The following is a 2,595-nucleotide window of genomic DNA, read 5'->3' as shown; positions in this document are numbered from 1 at the left end:
TCACTATGCCTTCACGAAGCCAAAATGATCTGAACTCATATCCATTACCCATAAATCTAATTTAAAGGGTTATGAAATCCTGCGAATAAGTGAGCATTCGAGAGATATTCATATTAAACTGAGGGAGCATTCCTGTAGCTCGTTAAATTTCAGATTTGAAAAATAAAGCTCCTCAGTAAGATATGAGTATAGACACCACTCTAACTCAGACTCTTAAGGAGGAAGCCCTACTATGAATTTTAAAAAGCAAGACAAACAGAATCAACCAATAGAAGGAATCTCCAATAAACATCTTATTGTTGGTGTGGATATTGCCCAACAGTTTCAAGTTGCACGAGTAATAAACTATCGTGGAATTATTGTCGAAGATCCCCTTACATTTGAAAATAGTGAAAATGGATTTGATAGATTATGATAATTAAATAGGATTAAAAGTCTAAAAAACTGAAGAATTTAAATGCAGTCATTGTAGGTATGAAAATCTACTGGCCACTTACTACTTTTAAGTACATTACTTGATAAATTGCATTAGGATGCTTTTCAAAAATAAAAATTGAATCTAGCAGAAAAGGCTTGGGAGGAGTGAATTTCACATTGCCTTTTTATTTTGTTTTATTATAGATTTTTCAATCCTTGTTAGGTTAAAAAATAAAACTATACAAACAGCCCCCATGAAACCGATCAAAGATGTTAAAGCTAAAGGGGGTAACCAACTACTAATTATCATAAAAATTCCAGCAGTGCTTACGCCAAGAATAACAGTAATCGAGTATAATGCCATATAGGTACTCCGAGCATGATCAGGTACCATTTTCGATAACATTGTTTCTTTAACAGGGATATACATCATTTCTCCAATGGATGCGATAAGCATAGCAATAATCAGGATATATGGTGTTGTACTAATACTTATTATGGTATATCCACTAAAAAAAAGAAGCAAACCGATTAATAGTACATATCTATCATTCCATGTTCTTATTACCTGTGTAATAAGCATTGTAAATACAACAACAAGGATTGTATTTTCCGTTTTCAGTATACCAAGAAGGTTAAAACCATTTATTTCTAGCGAAAGAAAGGATACAAGTTGAACTGGCTCATTAATTACATTCGTAATTCGTACCCCTATGTAATTAGTTAACTGTTCTTCGACGGAAACAATAAGGAGGCTGGCGATCGAAAAGACCGTAAAGAATCTGTGAGATAGTACTTTAGTGTACGATCGTAACATGAGAAAGAACATATGTTTTTTTTCCTCCTTTTTTTCTTTAACTGGGGTATATGTTTCTTGTATAAATAAAAAAGTAATGAAAAAGGTACATAAAGCTATAACTGAAACCCCTAAAAATAAAAGAAAAATGTAATCAAAAAAAAGGAATGCACCGATCAAACTCCCTATAGCTATACCTAGATTACGTATCCAATAGGAGTAAGTGTAAACAACTCTCCTCTCTTCAGGTGTGCTAATATCAATTATTAAGGCCTGATAAACAGGATTGGCTGCACCAGTACTAAATTGGATAAATAGGAAAAAAATAAATGTTACATAAGGAAATGTACCCCCTGGAGAATTAGCAAAAGCCGCACCAATAAACCCGATAAATATGATGAATTCAGACAAAAGGATTATTTTCTTTCTTCCAATTCTGTCAGAAAGATACCCTCCTAAGATCGATCCCAATACATTCACAAACATTACTGCTAAAAATAAAATGCCAGCAATTACATTTCCTACTTGATCAGAAAGATAAATGATTAAATAAGGAAGCACAGTCATTGTAGACATGGTAGAAATAAATAAAAGAAATAACCGAATTTGAATGGTTGGATTTAAGGATTTAAAGAACAATTTTCACTACCCCTTTAACGATTGAATAATCAATCATTAGTTTTTAAAAAATTAGAACCTACTTTTTAATAGGTCCGAATAGATTTATTGCCGATAAAACATACTGTTCCCACATATCACTATATCTAGTATCTGTGGTGTTTAAACGGATTCCAATGAGGAGACTGGTATACAATGTTGCAACAGTCAATGGATCTTGTTGTGCAAACATCCCTTTATGTTGACCATTCTCTACAAGGAGACTGACTCTTTTTCTAAATTCATCATGAAATCTGTCTAATTCTTTAAATATATCTGGATACCGATGATGCTGACCTATAACTTGAACGATAAGAGTTAAGTAAGCGTTAATCCCTGCAAAGAGCTTAAAGTGTGTCTCGATCATCTTTTCCAACTCTATCATTGGATTTTCTGCTTCGGTGCTAAAAGCAAATACATTCTCAGATAATTCCTTAAGTGGCTCAACAACTGCAGTATAAAAGAGCTCATCTTTATCTTTAAAATAAGTAAAGACACTTCCAAAGCTAATATTTGCTGCTTCTGACACTTTTTTAATTGTGGTTCCTTCAAATCCTTCAGTTGCAAACAGTTTTGTAGCTGCTTCAAGAATATCTTTTCTTTTTTGTTTCATATTTAGTAATTGTTGTTCCGATAACGGCATTTTCCCTCTCCTTCCCAAGATTGATTAATCAATCATTCGTAATCATTGTAGCTAATCTATATGTATTTGTACAGTACAAAAT

Annotated in this window: 2 protein-coding genes and 1 pseudogene; 1 reads left to right on the top strand and 2 read right to left on the bottom strand. The window is 32.8% G+C overall.

Features of this window, described 5'->3' with window-relative positions:
- Positions 1–232: 232 nt before the first annotated feature.
- Positions 233–412 (top strand): annotated as a pseudogene (locus HU235_RS23260) (IS110 family transposase); the annotation flags it as partial.
- Between the two features lie 177 nt (positions 413–589).
- On the opposite strand, the gene HU235_RS23255 reads toward HU235_RS23260, so the two are convergent.
- Both HU235_RS23255 and HU235_RS23250 read right to left on the bottom strand, forming a co-directional pair.
- Entirely contained in the window at positions 590–1,852 is a 1,263-nt protein-coding gene (locus HU235_RS23255; protein WP_233452401.1) for an MFS transporter, read from the bottom strand.
- Between the two features lie 58 nt (positions 1,853–1,910).
- Positions 1,911–2,513, bottom strand: a complete 603-nt coding sequence (locus HU235_RS23250) for a TetR/AcrR family transcriptional regulator (RefSeq protein ID WP_174881751.1) — start codon at positions 2,511–2,513, stop codon at positions 1,911–1,913.
- Positions 2,514–2,595: the final 82 nt, after the last annotated feature.

The organism is Metabacillus niabensis (assembly GCF_902829255.1).
Lineage (GTDB): Bacteria > Bacillota > Bacilli > Bacillales > Bacillaceae > Metabacillus > Metabacillus niabensis.
This window is presented reverse-complemented; position numbering and strand designations above follow the sequence as displayed.

What these genes read in the sequence shown, in the direction of transcription:
- HU235_RS23250 (WP_174881751.1), bottom strand. Translation starts at nt 2,513, where the DNA reads ATGCCGTTATCGGAACAACAATTACTAAATATGAAACAAAAAAGAAAA.